This window comes from Rhizobium sp. Leaf321, assembly GCF_001423215.1.
Taxonomy (GTDB): Bacteria; Pseudomonadota; Alphaproteobacteria; order Rhizobiales; family Rhizobiaceae; genus Neorhizobium; species Neorhizobium soli.
Genome location: NZ_LMOF01000003.1, coordinates 71,943 through 94,717 on the forward strand (window position 1 = coordinate 71,943; position 22,775 = coordinate 94,717).

18 protein-coding genes and 2 pseudogenes are annotated in these 22,775 nt (G+C 57.4%); 10 read left to right on the forward strand and 10 right to left on the reverse strand.

What is annotated here, in order from left to right; translation table 11 throughout:
• The first annotated feature begins 53 nt into the window (after positions 1-53).
• From ASF70_RS01965 to ASF70_RS01990, 6 genes are read left to right on the forward strand one after another with little or no spacing between them, the layout of a single operon-like run.
• Positions 54-1,772, forward strand: a complete 1,719-nt coding sequence (locus ASF70_RS01965) for an iron ABC transporter permease (RefSeq protein ID WP_062576981.1) — start codon at positions 54-56, stop codon at positions 1,770-1,772.
• Positions 1,765-2,841 carry an ABC transporter ATP-binding protein gene (locus ASF70_RS01970; RefSeq protein WP_062576983.1) on the forward strand — a complete coding sequence of 359 codons (1,077 nt, stop codon included), beginning with the start codon at positions 1,765-1,767 and terminating at the stop codon, positions 2,839-2,841. The genes ASF70_RS01965 and ASF70_RS01970 overlap by 8 nt, the downstream gene beginning before the upstream one ends.
• Positions 2,842-2,848: 7 nt before the next feature.
• Positions 2,849-4,054, forward strand: coding sequence for a CoA transferase (locus tag ASF70_RS01975; protein WP_062576985.1), 1,206 nt, complete (start codon positions 2,849-2,851; stop codon positions 4,052-4,054).
• Entirely contained in the window at positions 4,051-4,896 is an 846-nt protein-coding gene (locus tag ASF70_RS01980; RefSeq protein ID WP_062576987.1) for a CoA ester lyase, read from the forward strand. The genes ASF70_RS01975 and ASF70_RS01980 overlap by 4 nt, the downstream gene beginning before the upstream one ends.
• Positions 4,896-5,912 (forward strand): hydroxyacid dehydrogenase, encoded by a 1,017-nt coding sequence (locus tag ASF70_RS01985; RefSeq protein WP_244473922.1) that lies wholly within the window; start codon positions 4,896-4,898, stop codon positions 5,910-5,912. Before ASF70_RS01980 ends, ASF70_RS01985 begins: the two co-directional genes overlap by 1 nt.
• Positions 5,913-5,919: 7 nt before the next feature.
• The gene (locus ASF70_RS01990; RefSeq protein ID WP_062576988.1) at positions 5,920-6,597 is read left to right on the forward strand and encodes an RraA family protein; all 678 of its coding nucleotides are present in this window, start codon (positions 5,920-5,922) and stop codon (positions 6,595-6,597) included.
• A gap of 75 nt (positions 6,598-6,672) precedes the next feature.
• Here ASF70_RS01990 and ASF70_RS01995 read toward each other — a convergent pair whose 3' ends face one another.
• On the reverse strand, positions 6,673-8,076 hold the full coding sequence (locus ASF70_RS01995; protein WP_062576991.1) for an RtcB family protein: 1,404 nt from the start codon (positions 8,074-8,076) through the stop codon (positions 6,673-6,675).
• A gap of 1,542 nt (positions 8,077-9,618) precedes the next feature.
• Between ASF70_RS01995 and ASF70_RS02005 the strand changes: the two genes are divergently transcribed.
• Both ASF70_RS02005 and ASF70_RS02010 read left to right on the forward strand, forming a co-directional pair.
• Positions 9,619-10,323, forward strand: a complete 705-nt coding sequence (locus tag ASF70_RS02005) for a hypothetical protein (RefSeq protein WP_156461719.1) — start codon at positions 9,619-9,621, stop codon at positions 10,321-10,323.
• 204 nt (positions 10,324-10,527) lie between these two features.
• A pseudogene (locus ASF70_RS02010) lies at positions 10,528-10,721 on the forward strand (DUF3768 domain-containing protein).
• Positions 10,722-10,779: 58 nt separating this feature from the next.
• Here ASF70_RS02010 and ASF70_RS24480 read toward each other — a convergent pair.
• Positions 10,780-10,991: pseudogene (locus ASF70_RS24480) on the reverse strand (helix-turn-helix transcriptional regulator); the annotation flags it as partial.
• Between the two features lie 289 nt (positions 10,992-11,280).
• On the opposite strand from ASF70_RS24480, the gene ASF70_RS02015 reads away from it, so the two are divergent.
• The gene (locus ASF70_RS02015) at positions 11,281-12,606 is read left to right on the forward strand and encodes a hypothetical protein (RefSeq protein WP_156461720.1); all 1,326 of its coding nucleotides are present in this window, start codon (positions 11,281-11,283) and stop codon (positions 12,604-12,606) included.
• A gap of 139 nt (positions 12,607-12,745) precedes the next feature.
• Here the strand turns inward: ASF70_RS02015 and ASF70_RS02020 are convergent, their stop codons facing one another.
• From ASF70_RS02020 to ASF70_RS02040, 5 genes are all read right to left on the reverse strand, one after another.
• Positions 12,746-12,958, reverse strand: coding sequence for a hypothetical protein (locus ASF70_RS02020; protein WP_062577001.1), 213 nt, complete (start codon positions 12,956-12,958; stop codon positions 12,746-12,748).
• Positions 12,959-13,366: 408 nt separating this feature from the next.
• Positions 13,367-13,726: a hypothetical protein gene (locus ASF70_RS02025; RefSeq protein WP_162237939.1), complete on the reverse strand. Its 360-nt coding sequence runs from the start codon at positions 13,724-13,726 to the stop codon at positions 13,367-13,369.
• Positions 13,727-13,783: 57 nt separating this feature from the next.
• Positions 13,784-14,581: a hypothetical protein gene (locus ASF70_RS02030; RefSeq protein WP_156461721.1), complete on the reverse strand. Its 798-nt coding sequence runs from the start codon at positions 14,579-14,581 to the stop codon at positions 13,784-13,786.
• Positions 14,582-14,811: 230 nt separating this feature from the next.
• A complete protein-coding gene (locus ASF70_RS02035) occupies positions 14,812-15,543 on the reverse strand; it encodes a hypothetical protein (RefSeq protein WP_062577008.1) in 732 nt (243 codons plus the stop codon).
• 122 nt (positions 15,544-15,665) lie between these two features.
• Positions 15,666-16,919: a hypothetical protein gene (locus ASF70_RS02040; protein ID WP_062577010.1), complete on the reverse strand. Its 1,254-nt coding sequence runs from the start codon at positions 16,917-16,919 to the stop codon at positions 15,666-15,668.
• Between the two features lie 225 nt (positions 16,920-17,144).
• Between ASF70_RS02040 and ASF70_RS02045 the strand changes: the two genes are divergently transcribed.
• Positions 17,145-17,708, forward strand: coding sequence for a recombinase family protein (locus tag ASF70_RS02045; protein ID WP_062577011.1), 564 nt, complete (start codon positions 17,145-17,147; stop codon positions 17,706-17,708).
• Between the two features lie 120 nt (positions 17,709-17,828).
• Here the strand turns inward: ASF70_RS02045 and ASF70_RS02050 are convergent, their stop codons facing one another.
• From ASF70_RS02050 to ASF70_RS02060, 3 genes are read right to left on the reverse strand one after another with little or no spacing between them, the layout of a single operon-like run.
• Entirely contained in the window at positions 17,829-18,446 is a 618-nt protein-coding gene (locus ASF70_RS02050; protein WP_062577013.1) for a hypothetical protein, read from the reverse strand.
• Between the two features lie 21 nt (positions 18,447-18,467).
• Complete coding sequence (locus ASF70_RS02055; RefSeq protein ID WP_062577015.1) at positions 18,468-21,107, reverse strand: DEAD/DEAH box helicase family protein; 2,640 nt, start codon at positions 21,105-21,107, stop codon at positions 18,468-18,470.
• The gene (locus ASF70_RS02060; protein WP_062577017.1) at positions 21,107-22,741 is read right to left on the reverse strand and encodes a site-specific DNA-methyltransferase; all 1,635 of its coding nucleotides are present in this window, start codon (positions 22,739-22,741) and stop codon (positions 21,107-21,109) included. The genes ASF70_RS02055 and ASF70_RS02060 overlap by 1 nt, the downstream gene beginning before the upstream one ends.
• Positions 22,742-22,775: the final 34 nt, after the last annotated feature.

Below are 22,775 nucleotides of genomic sequence, written 5' to 3' on the forward strand. Positions count from 1 at the left end.
CCAAAGGGCCGACTGGTCGTCGGCCCTTCCATCAACCCTGACAGGAAATATCGATGACGGATATCAGCCACCCCGGCACGGCCGGACGGGGGATAGACCGATCGCGTGCGATCTACTGGGGCGTTGCGGCGCTGACGACGATCCTCGTATTCGGTCCGATCACCCCGATTGTCTTCCAGGCCTTCCTCGACAAGCCGCTCTACGACGATACGGCTGTCATGACGGTCGGCAATTTCAGCCGCCTGTTTAGCGAACCGGGCATAGCCGGCGTCTTCTTCAACACCCTTTATTTCGGTGCGTTGACGATGGTCGTCGCGCAGGTCTTCGGTGCTGTCATGGCGGTGCTCGTCGGTCGTACCAACCTGCCGGGTCGCAAGTGGCTGGGCGAGATCTTTATCTGGCCGCTGTTCGTCTCGAACCTCGTCATCGCCTTCGGCTGGTTCACCATGTACGGACCGTCAGGCTTCATGACGCTGGCGGCGAAAACCTATCTCGGCGGCGCGCCTTGGAACCTCTACAGTGTCACTGGCATGGGTATCGTCGCTGGCCTCAGCCAGGCGCCGCTCACCTATCTCATGTGTCTCGCCGCCGTCACAAAGGCCGACCCGCTGCTCGAAGATGCGGCGCGCTCGACCGGAGCTGGTCCCTTCCGAGCCCTGTTTTCGGTCACCATCCCAATGATCCGTCCCGCGATCATCTATTCGGCCGTGCTCAACTTCGTCGTTGGCATCGAGATGTTGGCCATCCCGCTGCTGTTCGGCGGTCCGTCTGGAATTCAGACTGTCACGACCTTCCTCTATAACGCCGGCATCAACGCTGCGGTACGACCAGAATATGGAATCGTGGGCGCCGCTGCCGTCATCCTACTGGTCGTCGTTGCCTTGCTTGTCTGGTTACAGGGCTTTCTGATGAAAGGCGCTGGCCGCTTCGTCACCGTGCGCGGCAAGGCAAGCCGTCCCTCGACGCTCGATCTCGGTGCCTGGCGCTGGCCGGCGTTCCTGTTCGTCTTCGCATTCGCATTCCTGACGATCATTTCAATCTTCGGAGGCATTTTTCTGCGCTCGGCGGTGAGCTTCCTCACACCGCTCATACCAGTCTGGAAGGTGATGACGACCGCCAATTTCGAGCAGGTTCTTGGCTCGGCCACCTACGTGCGCTCGATCGTCAATTCCGTTCTGGTCGCGACGATCGGTGCTGCGATCGGCACATTCTTCATTCTGGTCATCGCGTTGGTCGCCCGCCGGTCGGATTTCAAGCATAGCCGGGCGCTAGAATATATCGCGCTTTTCCCGCGCGCGCTTCCCGGCATCATCGCTGGCCTCGGGTTCTTCTACGCAGTTATCTGGCTGCCCGGAGCAGACGTCATCCGCGGCACGATCGCGGTGCTGATCCTTGCTTTCATGATCCGCTATATTCCGGTCGGCTTTGGTGCCATCGCGCCGGCGCTTGCTCAGGTCGGTGAGGAACTCGACCGCGGTGCGCGCATTTCCGGCGCCGACTGGTGGACGACCGTGACACGCATCATTGTGCCGATCCTCAAGCCCGCGCTGTTCAGCTGCTATGCGTTGCTGTTCATCCACTTCTTCAAGGAATACGTGACGGCGGCCTTCCTCTATCAACCGGGGTCCGAAATCATCGGCACCACCATGCTGCAGCTTGTCGCTCAAGGTGACAACGGCCCGGTCTCCGCCCTCGCAACCATACAAGTCGTCATTACCGCCGCGTTCGTGATCATCGCTCGCCGCGTCATGGGAGCCAAAATCTATGGCTGATCTCGTCCTTCAGAACCTGACCATCAAGTACGGCGCCGTCACGGCTGTCGACAACCTCAACATCCATGTTCAATCCGGAGAGTTTCTGACGTTGCTCGGGCCGTCCGGCTGCGGCAAGTCGACCTCGCTGTTCGCGGTCGCCGGTCTCAACCATGCTACGTCAGGAACGATCCGCATCGGCGACCGAATCCTGTTCGATGGCAACGCCAAAAACACGGTGCCGCCGGAGAAGCGCAATATCGGTCTGGTATTCCAGTCCTACGCGCTGTGGCCACACAAGACCGTTGCCGAGAACCTCGCTTTTCCTCTGACGCTCCGAAAGATTGGAAGAGCAGAGCGTGACGAGCGCATCCGGGAATCGCTCGGCCTCGTGGAAATGCTTCCCTATGCGGACCGCTTTCCGTTCGAACTTTCCGGTGGCCAGCAGCAGCGCGTCGCACTTGCTCGAGCCCTCGTCTACCGCCCGCCGCTTCTGCTCCTCGACGAGCCGCTTTCCAACCTCGATGCCAAACTGCGCGAGCGTGCCCGCGTCTGGCTCCGAGAGCTGCAGGAACGATTGAAGGTCACCACCATCTACGTCACCCACGACCAGGCAGAGGCACTGGCCGTTTCCGACCGGATTGCGGTGATGAGCATGGGACGGATGCGCCAGCTCGGCACGCCGCGCGAAATCTACGAGCGACCAGCCGACAGCTTTGTCGCGGACTTTATTGGCTCGTCTAACTTTTTCGACGGAACGATGGTCGAGAACGGTGCCGACAAAGCCCGCATCCGCTTGGCCGATGGCAGCGAGCTCGTCACGCCCCCCGGTGCCGCCGGCAAGGACGGTTCCGTCGTCGTTGCCATCCGCCCTGAAAAGATCGAGCTCACGAACGAGACTGGCCCGAACACGATGCGGGTGTCGATCGATCAGCGGACCTATCTCGGCTCGGTCTGGCAATATGCGGTCCGGTCGGGCCCGATCGAGTTCCGGGTTCAGACGCCTTCAGAGCTGAAGCAGGATTCGATCCTCGTGCGCATTCCTCAGGAACATTGCGCCGTCTTCCCCGACAAGCCCGGCGCGAATTGAGGTTTTCATGGCAGAGACGAAAACAACCGTCCGGTTTCAGCCGGAACAAAAGGGCCCGCTGCACGGTATCCGGGTCATTGACCTCAGCCGCGTGGTTGCCGGAAACATGCTGTCGCTGCAGCTCGGCGATTTCGGCGCCGACGTCGTCAAGGTGGAGCCGCCACAGGGTGATGCGCTGCGCGAATGGCGCGACCATGGCCATTCGCTTCACTGGAAAACCTATGGCCGAAACAAGCGCTCGATCGCGCTCAACCTGCGGCAGCCGCAGGCGCTGAGAACCCTGAAGAAGCTGCTGGAAACGGCGGATGTTTTCATCGAGAACTTTCGGCCGGGCACGCTGGAGGAAATGGGGCTTTCGCCGCAAAGCCTCCTGGAAATCAACCCGGGGCTTATCATCGTGCGGATCTCGGGCTTTGGCCAGACCGGCCCCTATGCCAAGCTGCCCGGCTTCGGCACGTTGGTCGAGGCGATGAGCGGCTTTGCCTCGCGCACCGGTTTTCCGGATCGCGAACCGGTACTGCCACCTCTGGCGCTGGCGGACATGATCTCAGGACTGACGGGTGCCAATGCCGTAATGATGGCGCTGTTTGCCCGCGAACGCGGTGACGCCGAGGGTCAGGTGATCGATCTTTCCCTGCTGGAGCCGATCTTCGCCTCGCTTGGGCCGGAAGCATCGATCTATAGCGTCACTGGCAAGGTCAAGCAGCGCTCCGGCTCAGGCTCCAATACGGTCTCACCGCGCAACGTCTATCTGTGCAGCGACGGCAAATATGTGGCGCTTTCGGGATCGACCCAGGTCATCGCGATGCGGATTTTCGACATTGTCGGCCGCCCGGAGATGAAGGACGATCCGCGGTTTTCGACCAATGTCGAACGTGTCCGCCATCGCGAGCTGGTGGATGAAGCACTCGGCGCGTGGTTCGTCACCCGCACCCGCGACGATGCGTTGAAAGCCATGCGTGCCGCTGGCGCAACCGTTGGTCCGGTCTATGACATTGCCGATATCAGCACAGACCCGCATTTTGCCGAGCGGCAAATCGTCGTGGATGTGGAAGATGCCGATCTCGGCAGCATTCCGCAACACAACATTTTTCCGCGCTTCTCGACGACTCCAGGGGGCTTTCGTCATCCGGCACCGGGCATCGGAGAACAGACCGAAGAAATCCTTGCCGAGATCGGCATGACCTTGGCTGACCTGGAGGACAAGGCATGATCTCGTCACTCCTCTACGTACCGGGCAACGCGCCCCGTTTTCTGGAAAAGGCCGGTCAGCGCGGGGCCGATGCCGTTATCGTCGATCTTGAAGATGCCTTACCCGAGGCAGCCAAGACCGAAGCCCGAGATGGATTGGCGAGATGGGTACCGGCGATCAAGAAGGCCGGCGGCCGGGTGTTCGTGCGCGTCAACCACTCCGAGCGGCTGATCGAGGACGCGATCGCCGCGACGCAAGCCGGTGCCGACGGACTTTACGTCCCGAAGGTCTGCAGCCCCGATGTTCTCGTCCGTTTGGCGAAGAGCCTCGAAAACCACGAAAAGGATCGCTCGCCGATCGCCTTCGTGCCGCTGATAGAGGACATGCAGGGCCTGTTCGAGGTTCGGTCCATTGCCAAGGGGCCGCGCGTCATGGCCCTTGCCTGCGGCGGCGAGGATCTTGCGACCGCCATGGATGCGAAGCCGACGCCGGAGGTGCTGCGTTATCCCAAGCTCATGATCCATTACGCGGCCAAGGAGGCCGGCGTGCTGTCTCTCGGGCTTCTCAGAACCATCGCGGATTTCGCCGACAAGGAGGCCCTTCGCGCCGCCGTACTGGAGGCGCGTGACTTCGGTTTTGACGGGGCAAGCTGCATTCACCCTTCCGTCGTTCCTATCCTCAACGAAGGTTTCGCGCCAAGTCCGCAGGAGGTCGCCTGGGCGCTGAAAGTCGTTGCCGCTAACGAGAGAGAGGCGACCGCTGGACGAGGCGCCTTCATGCTGGACGGCAAGTTTATCGACGCGCCGATCGTCACGCGCGCCGAAAATCTAATTCGCAAATCGCAGAAAGGAAGCGCTAGCTGATGATCCATGACATCATCCAAGGGGTCGAGCACGGCATGCGTGGCCGACGCATCCTTGTGAGCCACAACCAGATCGCTGAAAAGGCGATAAGACTGTTGAATGCGCATGATATCGACGTGTTCTTCTCGCCACCCTACGATCCGTCCGATGTGGTGGCCAAGCGCGCCGCCGATCTCAAGATTGACGGACTGATGGTGCGCCAAGGCCGCATCGACGAAGCGGTGATTTCCGCTTCTCCCAATCTCAAGGTCATCGCCAAGCATGGCGTCGGTGTCGACAATGTCGATATCGCCGCAGCCGCCAAGCTCGGCATCCCCGTGCTTCGGGCGATGGGCTCGAATTCGCGTGCCGTCGCCGAGCACACGATCGCGCTGGTGCTCAGTCTGATCAAGGAAATACTGCCGCTCGATCGCGCCGTGAAAAGCGGTGAATGGCCGAAGCCGACATTTATCGGCAAGGATTTCCTAGGCGCCACAATAGGTCTTGTCGGTTACGGCGGGATCGGTCGCGAGACGGCACGCATGGCCGAATCTCTTGGCATGGAAGTCGTGGTCTATGACCCCTTCGCGCCGGACGCAGCAGAAGCCGATGGTTTCGCAACTTCAGACGATATCGACGCCATGCTGCCGGCGCTCGACATTCTCAGCATTCACTGCCCGCTGACCGCGGCAACACGCGATCTGATCGACGCGAGGAGGCTCGCGATGATGAAGAATTCCGCGGTTCTGGTGAACACCGCACGCGGCGGTATTGTCAACGAAGCGGCACTTGCAGAGGCTCTCGGCGCTGGGACTGTCGCAGGGGCAGCTCTCGACAGTTTCGCCACCGAGCCGCCGGCGGCCGACAACCCGCTTTGGGCCTTCAACACGCTGATTGCAACGCCACACATTGGCGGTGTCACATACGGCTCCGCCGATGCGATGGCAATCATCGCCGCGCATCACATTATCAGCGTTCTCGACGGCAATGCGCCGGACGAACGCTCGATTGCACGTCCAACCGAACTCTCTGCCTGAGGTATTCATGACGTACGGATTTCGCATCAAACTGAACTGGAATCGCATCGAGCCGGCTCTTGTCCAGTCCTTCCGAAGCCTTCCCGTTGCCAATGTAAGCGATTCTATGTCGCGCATCTGTGCGCTCGGCACAGGAATGCGGCCGATGCATAAGTCGGGCAACCTTGTAGGTCCGGCGCTGACCGTCCGGACCCGGCCGGGTGACAACCTGATGCTGCACAAGGCAATCGACATGGCTCAGCCAGGCGACGTAATCGTCGTTGATGCTGCCGCGGATTTGGCCAATTCGTTGATGGGCGAGCTGATGCTTGCCCATGCCATCCGGCGCGGCGTGGCCGGCTTCGTGCTGAACGGCGCCATCCGCGACGCCGAAGCCTTTTTGGAACGGAACATTCCAACTTTCGCCGTCGGCGTGACCCATCGAGGCCCCTATCGCACCGGCCCTGGAGAAATCGGTCTTCCGATTGCGATCAACGGCACCGTCATCGAACCGGGCGACCTAATCCTTGGCGATCTCGACGGCGTCGTCAGCGTGCCGAAGGTCGATGCGCATGATATTTTGACGGCCACGATCAAGAAGCACGACGCCGAAACCAAGCAGATGGCCGAGACCGAAGCTGGTACAGTCAACCGCGACTGGGTTGACAAGGTACTGAAGGAAGCCGGCTGCGAGTATATCGAGTGATGTGACGGAGCCATGGAGACAAGCGCGCCGGTCCGTGCCGGTCGGCCGCCGGAAAATCCCGCCCTCACTTTCCAACTATCGGCGCTTCTTGCGCCATGGCGCGTCCTTCTGCCAGTCGCCGGCCATGATGCTCCCGTATGGGATGACCTCGTCGACAATTTCGGCAAGGCCGTAATGTTCGATCTGCGACCGGACATTGGCGGCGTTCTTGTAGGCGCTCGCCAGCTCCGAAATATCGGGCGTGCCGGAGAAGAAGCGGGCGTCGAGGCCCGACGTCTCCCTCTCCATGACAGCCGCGATGTTATTCGGGCTGAGACCCCGGTTATCGGCGCCGAATTCCTCGCCGAGGCGACGTATATGCGCCGTACGCGAGAAATTGCGGCCGGCGCCATGCGGCGAAAAGCCGAGGCCATGGGGCGCATTCGAGCCGCGCACGATCAGGATCGGTTCGGCCATGTTGAGCGGGATGATCGTCAGATCGGTCGCGTCGTCCGCCCAGTTGTCGAAAGCTGGCGTGGCACCCTTACCATGGTAGAACAAACCGTCGGACTTGCGGAATACGAAGTTATGCTCGTTCCAAAAACGGTCGCTCACCTTCGCCGCCAGCTTTTCTGCCGTCATGTCATGGATGGCGTAGTGGTTTTCCTTCGTCCACTGGCGGATCGTCTGCAATGCCGACCAGTACATTTCCCCCTCTTCGCTCTCGGCCGGAATCCAGGCATTCTCCCGATGCGTTTCGGGCGAAAGCACTTCCCTGAACCGGTTGGCGATCTTCATGCCGCGATCATACAGTCGTGCGCCGGGAGCGCGCGATCCGTGATGCGTAACGAGCGCCGTCTCGCCGGTTGATTTCATCTGGCCGACATAGGCGAAATGATTGCCGTCGCCCTGCGTGGCGAATTGATCGATGCCCACACTGAGGATCTCCCTCAGCAAAGGGTTTGCCTGGAACGCCGACAATGTCGCCTCGGAAGGCTTAATCTGGGCGCCACGCGGACGTCCGCCGGGACCGAAATGGGTCACCGCGTGGACGGCATCAAGCAAGGCCTTAGGCTCGATACCCGGGAAGATCGAGATCGCCATCGAGCAGCAGATATCGGCCGAATGCATACCAGGGTGGATCGCTTCCGACGCCACCACGCCGCCAACCGGTATCGTGCCGACCGGGCCGGCGGGACAGGCGTCGGGCATGATCGCGGCTGCACGCACGACCGGCGTTCGGCAAAGCTCGCGCATCGTCGCACTCACCTTCTCGATATTGTCCTGTTCGAACGCGTTTTCGGCACGGATGTTCATATGGATCAGCACGTCATTTTGCGCCTTAAGCGGCAGGGTCGGCCCCGGCTGATAACCGCGGGCAACCGCCAGCGCATCGGTCGTAGAACCGCCATCGCTCAGCACCCGGTTGGCCGCTTCCAGCGCATCTCGAAACCACTTGCCCTGGCTCATGCCTGCATCGATCAAATCCTGTCCGCTCATTACCTCTGTCATTGTCTTCTCTGCGTTTGCAGTCCTTCTGGTTCACTTCAATTTCGTCACGCCACCTAGCCGACAAGCATTTGCAGGAGATCGCTCACCGCACGCATTCCATGGTCATGGCGCGATGCGGCCCCTGTAGTCTCCGGCGGCATTCGCCCAGGATCTTCTCGTCAGCCCGGCGACGAGTTTTGGCAGGACAGTTGTCTGAGCTACGCGTTACCTCACGGTAACCGGGATGAATCGAACACCCGACCTTCCCGCCGAAGATCGGCGGGCTGCTCTTTCCATGTAGTCCTGCCGGCATTCGCCGGGCATTTCGTTCTTTCAATTCCGCCGGCAACAAGGGTGGCAGGACAGTATTCTCTGAGCTACGCACTCCCTTCGGGAACGCGGGATGATTTGAACATCCGACACACCGACCGGAAACCGGGCGGCTGCTCTACCTGTAGTCCTGCCGGCATTTGCCGGGTCGTAGTCGCAGCGGCGACAAGGGTGGACGAAACCGGATGGTCCCGCTCATGCCAGAGAGCGTGTGCCAAGGAGGAGTCGAACCTGCCAGACCATCCAACGGTGCTGTAGTTTCGTCCGGCATTCGCCGCTGCAATTCACGTCAGACTGACAATCATCCGGAAACGTCCCGCCGGTCCTCCACGATGGGAGATGACGGCGGAGCAGGCTTCGACCCTGCAACTCCATTCGCGGAGCACCAATATCGTTTCCGGGCATTTGCCTCAGTCATCATGGCGACCAGTATTCGAGGAAACATCCGCTACCATTTGAGGTCGTGACTTCCCCTGCAGGGTTTGAACCTGCCGCGGCTAATGTAGTTTCCTTTGCATTCGCCATGTCATTCGTCCGTGACGACGAGGTGTGAAGAAACGTCCTGCTCTATCCGCTGAGCTACGGGTCCACAAATTGGAGGACCCGGCGGGACTCGAACCCGCGACCTGGAGGGTGACAGCCTGTAGTTTCTCCGGCATTCGTCACGGTCTCCGCGCCGTTCACAGCGGCGCAGAGGTATTGCTTTTTGCGTCAGAGTTCGATCGCCTCGATGGTTTTCACCCAGCTGTCTGCTCCCTTCGGATTGGCCGCGAAGGACGTGATGACCTCATAGACGGCGTCCGAGAAGCCGCCGATGTTGAGCACGTCGTCGCGCGTCGGTGCCTGCGTTGTCGCATACGCTCTCCGATCTCGATCCGCAGGCGCTGATGCTGCTTTAGTTCATAATGTCCTTCACCAGTTCAACATGGCAGATTTGATCGTAGGAGGCGGAGCTGGCCTTACGCTGAAACAGCGGGTTCTCGCCATCGCAGAGGGACGCGTTGGCTTCAGTTACCACGCTAACAACATGATCCTGAGGAACCGGCTGAATGGTACGCGGCCCGTGGCGTCTGCCCCTACGAAACGCTAAGGTGTTGACATAAATGGGTTTTATTGTAATGTAGCGCCAGTCGCACGTAGCCTGCCTCGGTTTTAGGCAAGCTACGGCGACACCAACATGAGCGCCCATTGTGGCGCTCTTTTTCGTTTCAGGAGCTCATCGTGCAGAACATTCCAACTTCACCGACACAGGCTGGTCGTTCAGCTATTTCGTTGGCGCCGGTATCAATTTTGATGGATAGCCCTCGCCTGCCAAGGCCGGCACCGTCGAAGCTCCCGAAGTCGTCGTCTCCAGATGGTCCGACACCCGGGCTTATCATGATCGGGCTAGATGATCGCGGAAAACCGCATGCGTCGTGGTTCGGCTCGTCAGACATTGCAAAGGCCGAAGCTGCGGCCGATCTCATGGACATGGCGCTGATTGAGGTGAACGGGGATGAGTTGGTCGCGATCGCGGCCAAACTTCCACAAGGCAAGCTGTTTGAAAGCGGCAAGGCGTTTGTGCCGTTCGTTGAGCGTGAGACCTATGATCGACTTGCTGCCCACCTTGATGCTGATTACATCGCTGCCTCTGCCGCACGAGTGGAAGCTGCGGCCGCTGCTGCTGGCGCTGGTGCCGCCGATTACGCAAAAGTGAGCAAGGGAGAGACCAAGGGGCGTCAGCCGAGCGATTGGTCGAAGCTGATGGTCGGCGACATCGTGCTTGCCTCCGAGGGCCTTGATGATGGCTGGTGGGAAGCCAAGATCGAGGAAATTCTACCGGAAGACCGATTTCGCCTGCGGTGGCGCGAATGGCCGGAGCTGGAGGAATTCACCCGTGGCATCGTGGACCTTGGGCTGCTCCACCCGAAGCACGTCGATGCGTGAGGGTGGCGATATGCTTGCCGCTTCAACAAGCTTGCCTGTGCTGGCCAGCAGCAGCCCCACCCATTGCGAAGGTGGGGCTGAGGCAGGTATCGGTGCCGCGAAGCCGTGTGCGGCCTCAACGACGAGTTCAGTCGTGGCCCGGTCGTGCTGACTGCCGGTGTGGCTGCCCTACCGGCTGACGCATTGGCCGAACTTCTTCGTGCGGTGCGAAGCTTTGACGCCTTGGGGGCCGGCAACGACCTTCATGGCGAACACGATATCGGAAAGGTGGAGATCGACGGCGAAGCCTACTCTGGAAGGTCGACTGCTACGATCCCGACCTCCTCTGTGGATCACCCGACCCGGCAGATCCTGCTGCCACGACACGAGTGATGACGATCATGAAGAGCGAGGAATAGTAATGCTCCTCGGGGTGCAACCGCTATACCGAAGGCCGTAGCATCGCTGCGGCTTTCTTCATTTGGGGTGACGGCTTTCGGTTTGCGCCCCGCCCGCAACGGGAGGGGGCTCCTGCGAACTGTGCTCATCGAATAACCGCCCCACATGCGCCTGCAGAGCCTTCGCTAGTCCTTCGAGGGTGTCGACGGTGACGTTCTCCTCACGCGCTCGACGCGACCGACGTATGATCGGTTGATGCCGGACTCAAGTGCAAGCCGCTCCTGCGATAGCCGCTAAGATCCACTTCACCCTTAGCGCTAAGGATCTTGATCTCCGGATCATGCTTCAGTACCGTTGTCGCGCAGCGGGGAGTGGCCGGTCGGTGTGCTGGTGGACCCACGCTCGAATGTGCAGGGACACAGTCCGAGGCCCCGCAGGATCAAGCTCGCTCACGGGAACCTTAAAGCGATCGGCAAGCCGAGCAGTAGGATATAGCAAGCCTTGAACAAATGACGCCGAACAGCGACACCGATTTCAATCAGGTGTATCTGCAGTTGTAGGCATAGTAGGGGCAATGTGGTGGAAATCGGCGAAACTGTTTTTAAAGATCGCGTCAGAGAACGCGACCTCGACAACTTCCTCGTGGAAGAACTCCATGCGTCAGAGGACTTTAGGGAGTGGTTGCTTTCGAATGTCGCGCACGCGTTCTTACCTCCGTCTCCTGCGGAAATTCGTGTAAGAAAATCTCCTCCTCGGGCCCAAGATAGCCGACAGACAGATGTACAGGTTGGGTGGTTCGATGCTGAGGACAATCTGATTGCCTGTCTTCTTCTTGAAAGCAAGATAACAGCGGACTTCCAAATCGGGCAGGCGGAAGCCTACGCGTTGGAGCTAGGGAGCTATCGAGCGAAGCTTGGTACTCACTGCGCGGCCGCACTGCTTTTAGCTCCTGCAACGAGAATAGCCTCGCTTACTGGCGTGCAGCATTTCGATGCTTCGGTACCCGTTGAGGATATTACAAAGTTTCTAGCTGCGAGGGCAGCTCAGCCAGATCTACCAACAGAACTAGTGCGCCGACTTGAGGCGAGATGTGATCTACTGGACGCAATCTGCGGTAAAAAGCTAGGTGCCGCATGGCAGCCGATCACAGTGCCAGCAAAACGGGCCTTCTCGGAGCATTACACTGAATTAGCGAATAAAATACTGCCAAAGCTAAAGGTGCGTCAGTCTCACGACGGTCCGAAGGCTCTTACTAAGGTTTTCGAGGGTGTGCATCTTCCGAGTGATTTTCCTTCCACAAGGGTGAAGCACGAGTTCGGATCCAAAGTCGCAACCAAGTATGCAAACATTCAACTCAGCGGCTATGCTACCTACAGGACGTCGCTGATGGAGAGTGGGCTTCTTGAAGGCACAGGATTTACGGTCGAGGCAACAGACAAAGCTTTGTTCGTACGCATCGCGACTCCGGGCGTCGACCCCACGGCGCAGTTCGAAACACAAAGGGAGAATGTCGAAGAAGGTATACGCGCCGTCGGTAAGCTGGTCGATTGGCTGGAAGGCAAGGCCGAGAGCCTTCAGGCACTACTCTCTCCGGTATCGACAGCTACTAAAGGCAACCGCTCAAAGATAAGCGGAGAGCACGAACTGGGAACGGCGCTACTTGAGATTTACAGGCAGTGCGAAAAACTCGGTTACCGCCCAAGCGGGCTGCTGGACCTAGCAAGAGATCTGGGTGCAGTACAGGCGGTCAAACGCCTGATCGCCAACCCAATCTCCGAGGGGTATGGCAGACTGGCGGCCTTAGGTCGGCTCGATCTGACTGTGGAGGCGCTTGCCCTTCAACCCCGTTGGGAAGGGATTTTTACCGAAGCTGAACTTACCATTTGCAGGCGAAGACTGCGTTAGCAGCGGTCGATGCGGAAGGTGGGCGATGGCAGGTATCGGTATTGTAACATGGCTATCGGATTTGACGACGACTTTGCGCGAGTCCGACTGGGCTGCATAATTATGGATGGAGAATGCAGCTCGGCTAGCAGCGTAGCTGTTACTCATCGGGAGAATTTACGTCATCCTCGTCAACTGCTGTCGCCGCAGTAGTCTGCCTGTAAAGCGTTACATCCTTCCCGAATATGCCGCCTTTTGAGTTTCTGATTGGTTCTCCGGCCATAATCAGAATGGCCTCCATGTGGTCGAGGATGACCTCACGGGTCGGTGCTGCCGGGGTGTGATCATCTACCAGCTTCAACTGCTTCGTCATCGGGCTTTCGATAACGGGCAAAATTCCGAACCAAGAGAACCGCGTCCATCGCTCGGCAAGGTTATTGAGCGAATGTGATCGCAGACGATTGTAGAGGCGCCGCTCCCCCTTTCCAGCTTGACCGACATAAATGAGACGAAAATTGTCGTCATAGAGTGCATAAATCCCGCGCTGCCGGCTGAAGTCGACTTTGCCTCGACGTTTTTGTCTAACACCCACACCTAGAAGTTCGCCAGACCTAGGCCATGGCCCATCGGTTGCGACGATACTTCTTCTCCAAAAGAGCCCGTAATTATGTATTAGCATAGGTACCTCTAGGGATGCCCCGGCTCCACGACAGAGGCTGGTTTCGGCGTCTTCGCAGTGCAGTTTCGAGAGACAAACGCCCCGAAACGAACTCCACATACCCTAGGTACCACCCGCTAAAGTACACACGTCTGCATAAAGCTTCTTGAGGTGGTGATTAGACATATCAAGAAGCGGTTCATACATGAATGAGTTGATGTGTATATTTTCTGGGGTCATCAAGCACACCTGCTTGAGCGTCTTCAATGCCTGTTTCTCATTGACCAGCGCTACTTGAGCCTTTTTGAGCAACTCAAACGTCTGATTGTTCGTGATTGAGCCGACATACGCTTGATCGTTTATGACACTGATCATGTACATTTCGGCCTTCAGCCGTATTGCAATAGCTAGAATTATCTTTGTCTCAAGCTCAATTTTATCATCCACCAAGCTGCAGGCAGCATTTGCCTGATCGAAAATCAAGTTGAAGACCGTTCGATCGGGCATCGGCAACGAAAAAACGCTAGCGAATTTTAGCACTTACTTAAAGGATCCCTCCAGATCCGCAACCGTCAGCGCATCGGATCCGGGCTTTACATGCAGGTAACGTGTAAGATCCGCCTCGAGCGCGTCCAATCCAGCAAACTCAGCGATGTTTCGAACGAACGGGATCATTGCCAGCAAAAAATCATCGTGCGCTCCGCTGGGAAGCTTCTCCTTCCAGTGCTTGAATGGATTATTTTGGTACTTCTCCTGACGAATGAAAAGCCCATCATCGTTGCGGAGAGTGTGGAACTTGTTATCGCGCCCGAGGTCGAGCCGACCAGACACTGTTCTGTAAAAATCGTAGTTATGGGTAAGAATTATTTGCTTAAAAAACGGTATTTCAGTTATATCTCGCAGATACTCTACAATTGCGTATTTGTTCTTGTAATCAAAGGAATCAGCGATATCGTCGAAAATGAAAACGGTTTCGACTTGGTCTTCTCTTCGCGCGATCACTTCGAAAATTATATTTAGAAGATATAGCGCCCTCTTCTCCCCATTACTCAGAATTCGTATCAGGTCTCCCTCCGCTACAGGAACCTCCTCTCCGTTGGCTCCCTTAAAACGAAATCTTATGCTGGGTGCGTCTGCCTTCAATATAACGTCGTGCTGGTTCTCCATCGTCACAAGGAAGGGGACAGAGAAGCGACTGTTGAATTCCTCAAGGACTTCCACCCACCGCGTCGCCTCCTGCTGCGCTTGATGGACAATCGCCTCAAGCTCTTCCCGGCCTCGATCGAAAGTGTCTAGTGCCTCGTTAAGGGCATCAACGCTCGATGAAAGATAAGCCACCCACAACCGCTGCTTGAGGCGCTCCGGGTTGGCTAACTCTGGAATTAGATCTTCATGCTGCGTCAGATAAGATCGGAATTCTCGTAGATCGGCGTTCTTTGTAAGAAGCTTATCAATGCGTTCGAACTGAGCCGTAAGCTCCTTGTCATTCAGAATTTCATCTTTTTCGTCCTGTATAACGCGCTCTAGATCTGCCTCCGACTTTATTTCTTTTCTAACATCTTTGTTGTTTACATAGACAGAGTGATCGGCTTTGAAAAAGCCTTGAGGCTTTTGGCGACATCGGACGCATTATTGTGGTTGAACGCACCTTTTCGGAAGAATGTAGATTTGCTGACTAATTGGTCATATACTTCCATGTATCGATATATGTCTGCCTTGAAGCTATCTGACTTTAGCTGTTCCGCGACTTTCGGCGAGAATATCATCGCGTAATTTAAATTCGCCAGATGTGCGTATTCAGCCTTCTCAGCCTCTGGTTTTAGTCTCCGGATTGCCGTGAAAAAATCTTTGGGGTCGCTAGTAACATCGGTCGCCAACGCTTCTTCGACGCCATCTTTCAGCCCTGAGGGAGCCTTCAGCGCCGAAAGAAGAAGGTGTTTCTTTTCATCGATCTCACGTCGAACTACGTCATACCGCTCCCGCAAAGCCCCGTTCGCAAGGAGGGTAGACATGCGGTTCGACCTGTAAGCCTCGTTGTACGGTTCTACAACAAACACACTGTCTGCGGCCAAGTCGGCGCCATTGCCATCAACAACAACCCGCTTAGTCTGCCGGTCCTTGTGCACCCGGTCGGAAGACGGCTTGCCTTCCGAAATGTCTTTGAATGTCAACGCGAGCGAGGTTTTCATCACGCCATTCGGAGCATAAACAATGTTCTGCCGGCGCTTGGAGAAGTCAAAGGTGTGCTGCAGCGCATTGATGCCGTAGCAGTGCTGTAAGTCGATGTTGATTTTGTCCATCTGCCGAACTGTCCTCCCGAGTCGCGACCTCATACTATCCACGCTTCGCCTAGGCGCAATGAGCAAGTAATCCAGCCTATGCCGAGATTATCAAAGGAGCACGTTGGCCAACCCGCGGGGCGCTAATCTTTAGTGGGCGTGGGGTAAAGCTGACGATGGCCGCGCGGCCGTACATCATGTGCGGTCGCCAGTACCTTCCAACCCAAACTTTCGTGGGCTCGGATCTGAGGTACATGAGGGTGGCGATAGCCGTTAGGGGTGCCGTAAGAAACGATTGCGCGCCCAGTATGACCCGCCGGATTTGGCGGTATAGTTCCACGTCCACCGTGATGTGGAATGCATAGGTGCGTCAGGCTGGCCAGCATATGCGGCGCGATGTGTGCGTAGTCGGTGTCCCCTGTCAACAGGACGGCTTCTTTTCCCTGCTCGTATCGCAATTGATAGCCACTATTGTTGCGATCCGACGGATCAAGGGAAGTACCCCGCTCAAAGCGGAATCCGCCTATGACCAAAGGACCGTCGACAAAAGTTAGTCGTCGTCCAAGCATTTTTTGAAATAAAGCAGTATTCGGCCCTACTGGCTGATCCGGCGCGAACCAGTCGTTCCCGTGCCAGACAGAATGGCGGCGACCGAGATCAAAATGGTCAAAATCCCAATGCGAAAGGAAGATGAACCCTTTTCCGAGATCGGGAGGGCAAAAGCTCCGGTCCATCGACCGTTTGTTAAACCAAAGAGGACTGCCGGCATCGAAGAGCCCAATCGGGATGCCTTGGCGGCGAATGATGGCTGCGCTAGCCTGCCCGACGTCCAAGACCATTATCTCTATGTCGCCTGTCGTTGCTTGGCCCGAAGTGGAGCTGCCATCCAGAACGAAGCGGTTAGCAAGGCTTTGCAACTGGATAGTCGCGTGCTGCCCACCACTAGCCCTACTCGCTGTATGTAAGCGTAAGGCAAGTTCGGGGTCATCGCCCGTTGCCGCTCCGTCAGAGGTAGGCCGCCCAATGCGGCGAATGCGCTCAACGGAGCGCTTTGGACCGCGCCGGTAACCATCACTGGGGAGCATCTCCCATGCCAAAGGAGCGCCCCCTTCGTCGTTAAGGAAAATCTCGATCCAGTCACCCTTCGCAATTTCGCCCAGTTGATGTTGATCGTGCCAAACACGCTCGGTTGACATCGCTCGAAGTAAGCCCAGTGCTTCGGGATCATTTGTTGCTGATTCCGACTCGTCGAAACGATCCGCAGCTACGCCATCCAGCAGCATATTTGCGCGGCTGTAGTTGTTGCCATCGGCGGCCTCTACCCAATCTTCCAATAGTGCGTAGTAGCGCTCCCGCCGTGACCTCTCATCTAGCTTCTTCCCTACCATCAAGCTCATTCTCTCGTCGTGGGGGCGTTCACAAGAGTATACTTAGGACAAGCTGCGCCCCAGCGCCACATGGAGGGTGATATAGCACGACGCCGGTCAGCCGCAGCTCAGTAAAGTCGCAGCGGGGTATACCACGGTGTGACACACCGACCGATACAGGTCGCGCCGTCACATCTGGGTTGACGACGACTATTTGTGACAAGGTAGCCTCGGGGCTAAACCTTGAGGTTACATATGGCACGCATCGGTTACGCCCGCGTTAGTACCACCGACCAAGATCTAGAAGGTCAGGTTAATCGGCTTCGGCGCGAGGGCTGCGAAATTATCCGGTCAGAGAAGGTATCCGGCGGCAGCCGCGAGGGTCGGAACGAACTAGCTACCGTCATCGAATTTTTGCGTAAGGACGACGAGCTCATGGTCACCCGGCTTGATCGGCTCGGGCGCGACACACGCGACGTTCTCAATATCGTTCATGACTGCCAGCAACGCGGTGCATTCGTGACAATCCTCGACCCGCTCGTTTCTACGCGCGGCGAGATGGGACACGTCATTTTCACCGTGCTCGGCATGGTGGCGCAAATGGAGCGGCGGTTCATAAAGGAACGGCAACGAGAGGGCATTGAGCGAGCGAAATCGATGGGCATCTACAATGGTGGCAAGGCTCGACTCAATTACGACCGCATCAGGCAACTCGATATTGAGGGGGTGGGGCCTTCGGAAATTGCCAAAGCTGTCGGCTGCTCCCGCATGCAGGTATATCGCATTCTGGGGGACAGGACTGGAAGTGGTCGCGAGTAGTGCGACGTCCATCACCTGTAGGCGAACGCATCAAAGCTAGCCTATGAATTAGCTTGTAACGTGGATACGTTTTTAGACTGCTAGGGACGGATGGTTGCCGATGTCTCTCGTGGTGCAGGATTATTGTGACTGGATGCCCGAAGCCGATGCCAAGGGGAGTGTAGCAAGCGACGCAGTAGAGCGAGCACGATCATTTTGTGCGGCGTGAAGTGTAGCCTGCCGCTCCACGGCTGTCCGTTGCACTGGGGTAAAATTTAGTTCGTCAAGCATCTCGTCCACCATTTCCCTCGGCTCTGGGACCGGGATAAATGCGCGTTTGCTCCCCCACGCGAACATTCCGTTTGGGGCAATGGCCTGAACAGCAAGTTCGAGTCGGGAGAGATCGCTCCAGAATTCAGGTGGCACGATAACATAGGATGCGTGGCAATGCCGTCTCACGAAAGCAATGCGTAGGTGTTTCGCTACCAGGGCATCGGGGCTATCGTCCCGCTTTTGTCGCCACATGCGCCCCGTATTGTATGCGTGGGAGAATTTGTGACTTCGTCCTTCTGAACCGCTCACATGCCGACTGTAGATGCGCCCGTAGAAGCCGTTCTTATCGCCTTTGGTGATGCCAATGTAGCGGATGTCCCCAAGATGATCGTGCAACGCGTAGATGCCGTGGTCGCGGGTTAGCCCATCGAGGCGCGATGGCTGACCACTGACCAGTTTTCCTAACACTTCCTCCGCATTCAACATTTTGCCCCCAAATCCGATAGATCAGCGAACCTTTGCCAGCATCTGCCCTCGCACGTCCTTCCCGTCAACTTGCTTTTCGGCCATCAGGAACAAACCTTTGCCGCCGCTGGCCTTCTCCCAGAGTGCCCCAACGGCGCGCTTCTCGTCGGTGTCGGCTGCGTCAGTCAGATGTGCGCCCTTGTATTCTACCAAGAGTATGCGGCCATCGGTCAGTTCGGCCACGAAGTCCGGGTAGAACTTGCCCGATGCGGTGGGAAGCCAGAACGCGGCGGGATGCTTCGGCACGTTTCTGATCCAGTGCTTCACCTGGGTCAAACTGTCGAGTAGCTTCGCGCAGTTCAGTTCCTCGCCATCTTCGGCACCATCGAAGGCTGCGACCTGATCCCAGCCTGTGAAGTGCTTCGAGAATCGATAGGAGCCGCGATAGGTGCGGACCCCGGCGAACATGTTGTCAGTGAAAACGAAGCCGTTGTCGAAGGAGATTTCGGGCTTGGCCTCCGGCGCGAACAGCAAGCGTTGATAGACGCCCTCCCGCTCCTTGGCGCGGATTTCGGCGATACGCTCCTTGACCTTGCGAGCGAGCGGATACTTGCATTGCATCAGCGCCGACAACGGGATGTCTCGCGGCCCGGTCAGGTAGTTCACAAGGTCAGTCAGCCAGCGAACGAGTTCACCTTGGCCGATGAATTTATCTCGCACCTGACGGTCAAGGAAAAGTACGAGCATCTGTTCGCTCCAGCCTTCGACGGGGATGTCGAGCAGAAGCTGGGCGCTCTGTTCAGCATGTTTCACGAACAGCCGCTGTTGGTCGATGTCGATTTCGAATGTGTCCGCCGTCGCCTGAATGGCGAAGTCCTTGGCCTCCAGCTTCGGCGAATGGTCAGCGAGCGACCAGTCGTGATACTCCATAAGGATGTCAGTGTCGGCCAGCTCAAGCTCGCCCTGCACCCAAGCCATGAGCGCCGGGACGGTGAAGGTCTCGCCCCGCTCGGCAGGCGAGGCTTCATGCAGGTGCTCCGCCTCGTAGCTGGCGATCTGTTCGGAGAAGCCGCCCGCTTCCGCCTTAGGCAATGCCGCGATCAACTTCTGTTTCTCGGCGGGGCTGAGGAATCCGGTGATTTTCACCACAGCCCTACCATCCTCTCCGGCTGTGACGCGAACCTTGGACGGCGCGGCGGCTTCCAGTTCCTTAACGGCTGCGGGATGGGCGTTGAGTGATACGGCAACGCTCGGCTGCGGACGGCGAGCGTGGCCGAACAGACCTTCATTGAGGTCAAGCTGCTCTGGTAGGACGTTATCCTCGGCTTCGCCCTGCTCGAAGCCCATCGCGACGAGCCGATCACGCAGGGCATAAGCGGCCTCCGAGAACGATTTCGATGTCAGGTTGGCATAGGCACGGTTTAGCGAGGGAACCGACCGTCGCTTGGCGTAGGGCATACGCAGCACACGCCCGAGAAGCTGCTCGGCATCGGTGGCGCTGCGGATGTTGGCGACCGAGCAGAACACGTAGGCGAAGGAGCAGTCCCAGCCCTCTTTCAGCGCCTCGACCGTGATGATGAAATCTATCTCGCAACCGGGGTCAAACAGGTTGATGCCGTCAAGGTCACGTTGGTCGCCAGTGGCAACGGCGATGCGATGCTCCTCGATACCCTCCACATCAATCAGGTGCTGCCGTAACACGGCGACGGTAACTTCCTCATCTTTGTTCTGAGCCTGAAACAGGACGATGGGGCGAACATAGTCACGCTCCCGGCTGGCATCCTCTGCAAGTTCCGCCCGCTTCGAGATTGCGCCGGTAACAGCAGCCTGCCATGTCTGATGCTCGGCGAGCATGACGGGCAGCTTGATCATTTCCTCGTCTTTAAGTTCCTGAGCTGACACCGAATACAGGATGTTGGAGTTAGTGCGCGGGGTTGCGGTGAACTCGATGATGGCGGTCGGGTTTACGCGACTCTGCATTTTCCTCGACAGTCCAGTTACAGCCTTGTGCGCCTCGTCAACGATCATCAGCGGTTGGTGCAGGTGTAGCAGATTGGCGAAGGAGAACTTGATCGTACCTGCGCCCCTGCCATCTTCGATCAACTCCAGCCCCGGCATCCGGTCGGGTACGCCGGTGAAATGCGGTTCCAGCATCTCGTGATGGGCGTAGACCTTGCGGCCCTCGGTGTCCTTGACGCGCAGCGTCTGGATCGTGGCAACCACGACGCAGCAGTTCGAGCGCAGGTCATGCGGCAGGAGTTGGGTAAAATCGCCGATGTCGAACACGCGAACGCGACCGGCGAAGGCATCGTCCAACGCAGCGCGGTAGGGGTGGCGGGGGTTTTTGAGCGCATCCACCGTTTGCTTGCGGATAGTGGTCGTTGGCACCAGCCACAGTACCAGTGGGAAGTCGCGCTCGATCCACGTCTCCTTGGCGATGTTGGCGGCGTGAGCGGCGAGCAAGGTTTTGCCGCCGCCGGTGGGCAGCCGTAGGCAGACATAGGGCGTCTCTCCCAAACCGTTCAAAGCCTTGTATGAGCCTGCGAAGCCTTTCAGCCGTTTCGCCATTTCGGGTTCGGTGACGATGGCCTCATAGGCCGCGCCGGGGCCAACGACGCGGGCGTTTTCGAGGAACCTCCGTAGCGTTTTCAGGGTCTCTTTTTGATAGTCCTTGAGTTCCATCACGCCCGCGCCTTCACATCATAGGGGGTCTGCTTGAAAGTGATCTGCTCGCGCACCAGCGAGGCATCTGCCAGTGCGGATCGTTCGCCATAGATGGTGACGGGGCCGATGAAGCCTTCGGGCAGCGCGGCGCGGATCACCGCCAGCGTCCTGCGGGTCAGCACATTGCCACCGCTGGCCGTCTTGTCACCCAAGATGCCGTTGTAGAGTAGAGCGTAGGCGCGGCCATGATGGATGCCGAGCACCGGAGACAGATTGTCCGGGTTCGACCATGGCGACCGGACTTCCGAGAACCACACATGAGCGGCGAGCACGGGAAACTCGATGTCGGGGCGTATCTGCCCCGTTTCATCGAACACCGAAGCCCCGAGCCGATAGAAGCGGAAGCCGCCGCCGCCTTTCCAGTCTACGGCTTTACTAATACCAGTTTGATCCCCGTCCACTACGCGAACTAAACGAGGCCGACAGTGGGTTTCAGCTTGCACACCTATTTCCAATCCGATGTACCTGCGATCCATTTTGTGCGCAGCGGCAGCGGTAGTTCCCGAGCCGAGAAAACTATCGAGGACCAAGTCACCGGGGTCGGAGAACATTTCAAAGACACGCTTCACCAATGCCTCAGGTTTTTTGCCTTTTGGAAATGAAACTCCGCCTTCCTTGTGGAGGTTGTTGGACAAGAGGTCATCCCACATCTCTGACACGCGCTCAGCAGTAACACGCAAGCCATCTATGGTGCGCACTTTCTTCTCATAGATCGCCACCTGCTCACCTTTGTAAAAGAATTGGGTGGTTTGTCCCGGCCTCTCAAAGCAGAAAAACTTAGAACCATCCATTTCCGAGGCCCTCAGAGCGTCTTTTGCCTCATCCGCGATGTCTTTTTCTTTAACCCTTGCTGTGCGCACCACGCTCTTGCAATGCGAGATTACAAAATCATGAATTTTGTTTTCATAGTTGACGTTAAATTTCTTCTTTAATTCTTTTATGGATTCACCAAATTGGTTCTCGATAGCTTGCGATAGAGGTATGGTCTTCCACTCAGTGTATGGTTGATCAACATTATGGATAAAGTTGCTGTATCGATCGTCCCGGCCGCGAGCGCGATACACCTTGTTACTCTTCCACCGAGACTTATTTTTAGAATAGATGAGCACGTAGCTGCAGATGCTCACAATCCCCGGATTTATCGATTTGGGACCCGAGACGGAACTCTGTTTAAAAGTGCACAAGCCGACGCGATTCTTTCGACCGAAAATCTCGTCCATTAGTACCGTGCAGTAGGCGATCTCTTCAGCGTCAAGGTGGATGGCGATTGTACCCGTCTCGTGTAGTAGCTCACGCAAGTGATGAAGTCGGCCATGCATGAGACCAAGCCAAATCGAGTGCTCAAGGTTGTCATCATAGTGCTCGAAGGCCTGCCCAGTGTTGAAGGGCGGGTCGATATAGATGCATTGCACCTGACCGGCATAGAACGGCAGAAGTGCCTTCAAGGCATCGAGGTTGTCACCCTGGATGAGCATGTTGCCGGTGTCGCGGTCGCCGAAGCCGAGCTCGGGAACTTCCTCCAGCAAGCGGTAGGGCACCGTTTCGGCAGCCCTGATGTCATCATCCCTCGTCAACCATCGCAGTGTCGGCATTCAATAAGCACAGCTCCAATTCGTTGGAACAACG

Bases quoted from the DNA above. Each gene is read 5' to 3' on its own strand.
- ASF70_RS01965 (WP_062576981.1), top strand. From the start codon at position 54: ATGACGGATATCAGCCACCCCGGCACGGCCGGACGGGGGATAGACCGA.
- ASF70_RS01970 (WP_062576983.1), top strand. From the start codon at position 1,765: ATGGCTGATCTCGTCCTTCAGAACCTGACCATCAAGTACGGCGCCGTC.
- ASF70_RS01975 (WP_062576985.1), top strand. From the start codon at position 2,849: ATGGCAGAGACGAAAACAACCGTCCGGTTTCAGCCGGAACAAAAGGGC.
- ASF70_RS01980 (WP_062576987.1), top strand. From the start codon at position 4,051: ATGATCTCGTCACTCCTCTACGTACCGGGCAACGCGCCCCGTTTTCTG.
- ASF70_RS01985 (WP_244473922.1), top strand. From the start codon at position 4,896: ATGATCCATGACATCATCCAAGGGGTCGAGCACGGCATGCGTGGCCGA.
- ASF70_RS01990 (WP_062576988.1), top strand. From the start codon at position 5,920: ATGACGTACGGATTTCGCATCAAACTGAACTGGAATCGCATCGAGCCG.
- ASF70_RS01995 (WP_062576991.1), bottom strand. From the start codon at position 8,076: ATGAGCGGACAGGATTTGATCGATGCAGGCATGAGCCAGGGCAAGTGG.
- ASF70_RS02020 (WP_062577001.1), bottom strand. From the start codon at position 12,958: ATGACGAAGCAGTTGAAGCTGGTAGATGATCACACCCCGGCAGCACCG.
- ASF70_RS02035 (WP_062577008.1), bottom strand. From the start codon at position 15,543: ATGGACAAAATCAACATCGACTTACAGCACTGCTACGGCATCAATGCG.
- ASF70_RS02040 (WP_062577010.1), bottom strand. From the start codon at position 16,919: ATGAGCTTGATGGTAGGGAAGAAGCTAGATGAGAGGTCACGGCGGGAG.
- ASF70_RS02045 (WP_062577011.1), top strand. From the start codon at position 17,145: ATGGCACGCATCGGTTACGCCCGCGTTAGTACCACCGACCAAGATCTA.
- ASF70_RS02050 (WP_062577013.1), bottom strand. From the start codon at position 18,446: ATGTTGAATGCGGAGGAAGTGTTAGGAAAACTGGTCAGTGGTCAGCCA.
- ASF70_RS02055 (WP_062577015.1), bottom strand. From the start codon at position 21,107: ATGGAACTCAAGGACTATCAAAAAGAGACCCTGAAAACGCTACGGAGG.
- ASF70_RS02060 (WP_062577017.1), bottom strand. From the start codon at position 22,741: ATGCCGACACTGCGATGGTTGACGAGGGATGATGACATCAGGGCTGCC.